Here is a 6,455-nt window from a genome sequence, read left to right as displayed (position 1 = left end):
TTGTATTTTATTCCAGCTTATAGCCCTGAGTTAAATCGAATCGAGATGGTATGGAAGCAGATGAAATATTATTGGCGAGATTTTCAAGTCATGACAGCTGATAAAATAGAGCAATGGGTGGAGAGAGGATCAAACCAATTCGGAAAAGAATACATGTTTACTTTTTAATGGAGACTTACAAAAAAAAGTTACTTTTAGTAGAAATTATAAATTTTTTGTTGATAGATTTTTGTTTATTGAAAACGTGTTTTAGTAGATTTTATTCTTAAATTTCGATTATTAATTAATCTATTTTTTATTTTATTTTAATAATCAAATATTTATATTTATTTTTTTTTACTTTGGTTATAAAAAAATAATTTGTTTTTTAAATCAAGTTTTTGTTGAAAATGTGTTGAGAGTTTGTTTATTATACCCGAGACCTAGAAAGATCGCTGGGTTAGTAAGGTGGCAACATCCCGTAACCAGGCAATCACTTTTTTTGCTGGTTTACAAAATCCTAGGGTAAGCCAGTATTTTTTTTTAAAAAGGGAAAAATTTATGAAATTTCAAAAAACTCTTTTAGCTGCAAGCTTAGCTTTAGCAACAGTTGGTGCGAATGCATCAGGTGAAAACCCATTCATTGATCCAGTACATCACGCAATTAGTAAGTCTGATGCGAACGTTGGTAACTATGCTAAAGTTTGGTTTAATACCAATACAAATCAAATCGACCTTGGTACTCCTGGTGATTATACTACAGTAACTGTAAATAACACTGCTCCAGGAGCTAATGTTCGCTCTGTAGATGCGTTAGATTACTTGTATGAGCAATTAAAGACTTATAATGGTGCAGCTCTACAATCAGCTACAAATGCAGATAAGCTTGATGAGCTTAATGCGATTTATACTGCATTAGGTGGTACTTCTGCGAATGGCGTATTAGACTTTTTTGCTCAAGCATCTGGTCAACCAGCGGGTAACAATGGTGCATTTTTAGCACAACACTTTGTTACACATGCTGTGCCAAACCTAGATATTTATGCAGACGGTGCTGTTTCAGGTGTAAATGCTTATAATAACGTAAATAATGCGAACCAAAATATTGTTTCACCAGTATATGGTCGTGACAATGTTATTTCTTTACAAGCATTTGGTGGTCCTAATAGTCCAGTTGCTAATGGTGTTGATTTAAACTCTCGTAAAGCTATTATCGAAAGTTCAACTGCAAAAGCTGATAAATTACAACTTGTAAAATATGGTACTGGTGCAGGCGCTGTCTATCAATTCTTTAGTGAGAATGCTAACATTGCTTCTGATGCAGCATTGTTTAATGGTCAGTACTATAGAGAAGACGTGAATGGTCAGTTAGTTAAAACTACACTAGCCCAAGAAGTTAATAGAGATACGATCACTAAAGCTGGTCAGTACACAATTAGCAAAACAGGATCAGGTGAAGAAATCAAACTGATCACTGATGAGCATCTTACCTATGGTTTTAAATCTACACAAAATGTAGCAGGTATTGGTACCATTACTGATCCAAACGCAGCTGATCCTGAAACATTTAATTCAGTTCAAGGTGTTACAGGTCAAGCTAAGTCTAAATATGATTATGTCAATGTTGGTGTAGTTGGTAATACTAATACTGATCATACTGTTATTACAGATCCAAATGACCCACGTTACGATGCTCGTTTAATTCCAGGTAATGCGGCTTATGATGAAGTGTTTGCTGCAGATCACTGGCGTGCAGACCATTATGCAAATCCAGCTCAAAGTATTTATGGTGTAAGTGCAGAGCGTACAGATAACAATGGTGTTCGTAATATCGCAACCCTTACTGGTTATGGCTTGTCATTAAGTAACTTAGGTACTGATGCGAACCCAGGAACTTTAAACTTTGACGGCAGTGTAACTCGTTTACAATCTGGTGCTGCTGTTGGTCTTCCGTTACAAACTCAATACTATGAGAATTTAAACGGTCAGAATATCGTTAAAGTAACTGATACTGCTGCAGGTACGACTGAGTACTATACAACTTCTGGTGCTCCAGGTACTGCAAATAACACAATGACCCGTGTAACAGATGAAGCACAGATTACTGCATTGGCAGCTGCTACAGCAGGAAAAGATGCAACTTTGACTGGTACAACACGTAAAGTTGTGGGTGCTGCACCTGTAACAGAACATAACGTTGTGACAAATGTCATGACTCAGTACTATACTGAAACAGCAGATAAAGGTGCTTCTACTTTACAATCAGCAGTAACTGACCCAACGGGTGGTGCCTTAACAACTTTCAATACTGCAACATCAAGTGGTGCAGGTGTTAATGTTTCTTATGTACAACTAGGTGATATTGGTAACTCTGTACATGGTATTCGTGTTTACAACGGTACTAAAGGTAGCACTACAGATGGTCAATATACTAACTTGACAGCAGCTGGTATTGTCACTAATGGTGTTGTTGATGCCAAAACTTTCAAAGTTGACGGTAAAGACGTTACTGAGTTCTTGAAAACTGGTGTTGCTCCAGAACCAACAAATCCAACAGATCCAACAGATCCAACAAATCCAACTAACCCAGGTGCTGGTGGTGTAACTGAAACTGTTGTTGATACTAAAGTTGAAGCTAAAGCTAAAGTTACTTTAGAGGCTGCTAACGCTTATACTGATACTAAAGTTGATGGTGCTATCAAAACAGCTTCTGCTGATATGACTAAAGCTGCTACTGAAGCTGCTACTACTGCTGCAAATAATGCGGTTGATAGCAAACTTGATACAACTTCTAAAGCTGCTAATGCTTACACAGACAAAGCTGTTGCAACTGTAAATAGCCGTGTAAATCAGTTAAACAGCCGTGTTGATGATGTAGAGCGTACTGCGAACCGTGGTGTTGCGATTGCATTGGCTGCACAACAAGCTGTACCTAACATTGCTCCAGGTCAAGTTGCTGTATTTGGTGGTGTAGGTCACTATGAAGGTGAAACTGCTGGTTCTATCGGTGTAGTTACATCTTTCACTGATCGTATCTCTGCAAGCGGTGCTTTAGGTTTCGCTAGTGGTAGTGAATTTGGTGGTCGTGTAGGTGTTTCTTACGTGTTTGGCGGTAAATAATTTACCTTTAACATAGTTGAAATAAAATCCCCGCAATTGCGGGGATTTTTTATGACTAATATATGACTACAAATGTTAAATAAAACGCTAATCAAGCTTTTTGGTGAGTTTAAGATTTACTTCAGGCATTTCCAATTTTTCACCTTTATCACCACGAAGTTCAATAAAGTTTTCACCTACAAAGTAAATCCGATTGTCGCCTTGGGCATCAAGTTGAATCATTCCAGGTTGATCTGGCAAGAACTTAAAACTGCCTTTCACTTTATTTTCAGTGTTTGCAGGTTTACCTAAAAACTCTTGGCTAAGCTCATAGCTTTTATCGAGTTTGAGTTCAAGCTCAGTTTCAATCCCTTTGCAATCATGGCAAGGCAGAATTCCTTTATATTCACCCGCCCAATCAAGTGCATTTTCGGTGTTATCACCTGTGGCAATCGGGCTTTCTGAGGCAGCGTCGGTATTGGCAATGACGTTATTATCTGGTGGTGTCGCAGTTTCAGAATCATTGCTAGTCTTTGAACATGCCGTTAAGGTTGCACTGACCATACAGAGAGCGAGCATTAGTTTTTTCATGAGATTTATACACCGTACGTACCCAATATAATGCTAAGCGTGGCTTTTATTGCTCAAGAAAAATAGCCTATTCTTGTTAACAATTGTGTGTTTGGTTAATACATCAAAACAAACATTTGATTTTTTAAAATTCGTAAATAGTGAAATATTGGTGACATACCTAAAAGTGAACGCTAAAGGACATTTATATATTAATTGGTGAATAACTGAACAATATAGGCTTTTATAATTATTTTGCGTTGTTAAACTCTGCGGCATAGAAAAAACTGTCGGTGCAAATTGTGTTTGAAAAAACAGCGGAAAAAAGTCTGAACTTAATGGGGTGGCAAATTGATAACCATTGGGATTTAAATATCGACCAATGTGTCATGATTGCAGCCCCACATACCAGTAATTGGGATGCACTTTATGCACGTCTTGCCCTGAAAGCGTTAGGGGTAAATGTTCGTATTACGATTAAAGACAGTTATATGAAATTCCCGTTTGGGCCTTTTGTACGTGCTATGGGCGGAATTGGTATTAATCGTCGTCCAAAACAAGATGGTGAAGCTCGTCAAAGTATGGTTGAGCTGATGGCTGACTTGTTCAAGCATCATCCAAAATTGGTCATGTTGGTGACGCCAGAAGGGACACGCGCCAAACAAGAGAAGTGGAAAACTGGTTTTTACCATGTTGCTATGCAAGCGGGTGTGCCGATTGCTTTAGCTTATATGGACTATGTGCAGAAAAAAACGGGTGTGGGTAAAATTGTTTATCCTACAGGTGATTATGAAAAAGATATGGCGGAAATCATGGGTTTCTACGCGCAAATACATGCCAAATTTCCTGAAAAATTCAGTGTCGATACACGCTATCACTAATCTAACAATCCAATAAAAAGGACAGCATCGGCTGTCCTTTTTACGTTTAGATGATTTTGTTTAGACTTTTATATTGAATTTAATCATGAAAATCGGGATGGATACCGCCCAGATTTTGACATGCCGCCTTATAAATTATGTATTGCTGATCAACTACATCGATGAGCGGGATACGAAATAATTTTTCGCCTTCTTTATAGCTGTCGATATATGACACGACCTTTTGTTTGCTTGATGCCAGTTTTTCTTCATGAAAACTTGTAATCGAGCTATGAGTCATATGTGAACTTTCAATATTATTGCATTGAAAATGTGAGAGTAGTTTTTCAGCTTTTTTAATTTCACTGGACGTGCCAAACATACAGCCGCTAAGCAGAGTCACACCTGCAAGCAGGATGAACTTTTTCATGGTTTTATTTTAAGCAAAATTATGAGGTGCAATATTCTATTAATTTTCGACAAAAAAATTAATCACTTTTTTACCATTTGGCTAATTTTTATTTAAATGTGAATTGTGTCATTGTTACAAGATGTGAATGTCTAACTGAAAAGGCTTTTTGTTAGAACAATTTGGACAAATATCTTTAGGTTTGGAGTTATCAGCTTAAGATACTCATCGTCACCAAGAAGCAGCCTGAAGAGAATAGAAGACCTAATACAATATGTTTAAATTGGCGTTCTGAAATGCGATAAAAAAGTTTGGCACCAAAAATCACTGGAAAAGCCATAATCACCAAAAGCACGGCTAAATAGGGCAGATGTTCACGATGGATGATCCCTTGTAGCAGATAGCTAATGAGTGTGACGAGCTGAATGGCTAAATTGAAATGTCGCAAAATATAGCGTTGTTCTGCTTTGGGTGTATTTTTCAGCATGAGCCATGCAGAGGGTAATGCACCACAAAAGCCTCCAAGACCACCCAAGATTCCAGCAATATATCCAATACTAGAATCCGCCCATTTCCCTGATTTTTGGATGAATGAAAATTTAGGATTAAAAAATAAAATTGGGCACCAAAACATTAAAAAAGCGCCCAAAACCAATTTAAATGTATCTGGATTAATGCTGTCTAATAAATAGGTACCGAGTGGTACACCTAAAATTCCTGCAATTAAATAGGGATAAATGATTTTTTTATTGATCGGAATGCTTTTGCGTTCTGATGATAATGAAATGAAGTGGCTATAAACTGAAGCGCAGACCACCAAGGGTGCGGCTATTTGAGGGGGGAGTATCCAAACCCAAAATGACATTGCGATAAGGGCGAATGCAAACCCTGTTAATCCTTGTATGAATCCCGCAAAGATGGCACCAAGAATAAAAAACAGCCAAGTCATTAAATTACAGCTTTGAAATACGTGGCGCTATTGTAGTGAATTTTTCTATATAAATGTGGCTGACTGAACAAATGTAGCAAAATTGGATGTCAAATGATGAATAAAACATGAATGTTTAAATACAGCAGATGTACACAGACTTCCGATTGAATTCATTTCGATAAGTGAAAATGCCCTTCATCAAAGAGGAGTGCTACACATGCTTAAACAAGTTGCTTTGCTATCTGTAGTTGCAGTTACATTTACAGGGTGTGTCGTGGCGCCATTTGATGATGGCCGATACCATTCGAATCAATATGGCTATGCAAATCAATATGGTTATTCAGGTCAATATGGGGGGGCATACGGACAGCGCTATGACTCAAGTCAGCGTTATGACCGTTCATATAGTCGAGTGAATAGCCCGCAACATCGACCAAACTCACCACGATCGAATTCGAATAACCGTCCAGACAATATATATAATAGGACTTACGCACTATTATTTAAAGATTCTCTGTGGTAGCAGATGATTTTTATCGAGAATAAAGTCATCAATGAAGCTTTTGATAATTGGTCTAAATAATTTCTTCTGCCAACGATATACATT

At 37.5% G+C, this 6,455-nt stretch carries 7 protein-coding genes and 1 pseudogene; 4 read left to right on the top strand and 4 right to left on the bottom strand.

Annotated elements, in window-relative coordinates:
- Together FTT98_RS16975 and FTT98_RS18210 are read left to right on the top strand one after the other, a co-directional pair.
- Nucleotides 1-168 (top strand): transposase (locus FTT98_RS16975; RefSeq protein ID WP_180177594.1); only part of this gene is annotated, 168 nt, incomplete at its 5' end.
- 372 nt (nt 169-540) lie between these two features.
- Nucleotides 541-3,099, top strand: a complete 2,559-nt coding sequence (locus tag FTT98_RS18210; RefSeq protein ID WP_257230224.1) for a YadA C-terminal domain-containing protein — start codon at nt 541-543, stop codon at nt 3,097-3,099.
- Nucleotides 3,100-3,186: 87 nt separating this feature from the next.
- On the opposite strand, the gene FTT98_RS16965 is transcribed toward FTT98_RS18210, so the two are convergent.
- Nucleotides 3,187-3,669: a copper resistance protein NlpE gene (locus FTT98_RS16965; protein WP_180041661.1), complete on the bottom strand. Its 483-nt coding sequence runs from the start codon at nt 3,667-3,669 to the stop codon at nt 3,187-3,189.
- Between the two features lie 281 nt (nt 3,670-3,950).
- Here FTT98_RS16965 and FTT98_RS16960 point away from each other — a divergent pair, with 281 nt between their 5' ends.
- A complete protein-coding gene (locus FTT98_RS16960) occupies nt 3,951-4,529 on the top strand; it encodes a 1-acyl-sn-glycerol-3-phosphate acyltransferase (RefSeq protein WP_180041660.1) in 579 nt (192 codons plus the stop codon).
- 79 nt (nt 4,530-4,608) lie between these two features.
- Here FTT98_RS16960 and FTT98_RS16955 read toward each other — a convergent pair whose 3' ends face one another.
- Complete coding sequence (locus tag FTT98_RS16955; RefSeq protein ID WP_180041659.1) at nt 4,609-4,938, bottom strand: hypothetical protein; 330 nt, start codon at nt 4,936-4,938, stop codon at nt 4,609-4,611.
- 190 nt (nt 4,939-5,128) lie between these two features.
- Nucleotides 5,129-5,866: a sulfite exporter TauE/SafE family protein gene (locus tag FTT98_RS16950; protein ID WP_180041658.1), complete on the bottom strand. Its 738-nt coding sequence runs from the start codon at nt 5,864-5,866 to the stop codon at nt 5,129-5,131.
- A 199-nt stretch (nt 5,867-6,065) separates the two neighbouring features.
- On the opposite strand from FTT98_RS16950, the gene FTT98_RS16945 reads away from it, so the two are divergent.
- The gene (locus FTT98_RS16945; RefSeq protein WP_180041657.1) at nt 6,066-6,371 is read left to right on the top strand and encodes a hypothetical protein; all 306 of its coding nucleotides are present in this window, start codon (nt 6,066-6,068) and stop codon (nt 6,369-6,371) included.
- Here FTT98_RS16945 and FTT98_RS16940 read toward each other — a convergent pair.
- Nucleotides 6,348-6,455 (bottom strand): annotated as a pseudogene (locus FTT98_RS16940) (IS701 family transposase); the annotation flags it as partial. The gene FTT98_RS16945 and the pseudogene FTT98_RS16940 overlap by 24 nt on opposite strands.

Origin of the sequence: Acinetobacter sp. YH12039 (assembly GCF_013420015.1) — a bacterium.
Lineage (GTDB): Bacteria > Pseudomonadota > Gammaproteobacteria > Pseudomonadales > Moraxellaceae > Acinetobacter > Acinetobacter amyesii.
The sequence above is the reverse complement of the archived record's forward strand: the minus strand, read 5'-3'. Positions and strand labels throughout refer to the sequence as shown.

Bases quoted from the DNA above. Each gene is read 5' to 3' on its own strand.
- FTT98_RS18210 (WP_257230224.1), top strand. From the start codon at position 541: ATGAAATTTCAAAAAACTCTTTTAGCTGCAAGCTTAGCTTTAGCAACA.
- FTT98_RS16965 (WP_180041661.1), bottom strand. From the start codon at position 3,669: ATGAAAAAACTAATGCTCGCTCTCTGTATGGTCAGTGCAACCTTAACG.
- FTT98_RS16955 (WP_180041659.1), bottom strand. From the start codon at position 4,938: ATGAAAAAGTTCATCCTGCTTGCAGGTGTGACTCTGCTTAGCGGCTGT.
- FTT98_RS16950 (WP_180041658.1), bottom strand. From the start codon at position 5,866: ATGACTTGGCTGTTTTTTATTCTTGGTGCCATCTTTGCGGGATTCATA.
- FTT98_RS16945 (WP_180041657.1), top strand. From the start codon at position 6,066: ATGCTTAAACAAGTTGCTTTGCTATCTGTAGTTGCAGTTACATTTACA.